Genomic DNA, 233 nt, shown 5'->3' with positions numbered 1-233 from the left:
GGTTGTCAGGCGTCCGATCAGGAGCGCTTTCGGTCGCTGCGAACGCGTCATCCGCTCTTGGGGCCTATGAGAGGCATCAATACCTGGTCGATGATGGCTTCGGGATCTGTCGGGTCACCTAGCAGCACTGAGGCGACGGTCATCAGTACTGGTGCCCTAAGAATCGTTGGCCCCGCGAGCGTCGGGTCGATACCGTGCGCCTCCAACGTGCGCGTAATTGGTCGAGGGCCTCC

General features: G+C 61.8%; 1 protein-coding gene. It reads right to left on the bottom strand.

Annotation, left to right across the window (positions count from 1 at the left end):
* Positions 1–47 precede the first annotated feature (47 nt).
* Positions 48–233, bottom strand: a 186-nt coding sequence (locus BN358_RS28130) for a hypothetical protein (RefSeq protein WP_040584266.1), incomplete at its 5' end; no start/stop codon positions are given.

This window comes from Sedimentibacter sp. B4, assembly GCF_000309315.1.
GTDB classification, from domain to species: Bacteria; Bacillota; Clostridia; order Tissierellales; family Sedimentibacteraceae; genus Sedimentibacter; species Sedimentibacter saalensis.
Note: the sequence above shows the minus strand (reverse complement) of the source record. Positions and strands in the feature narration are given on the sequence as shown.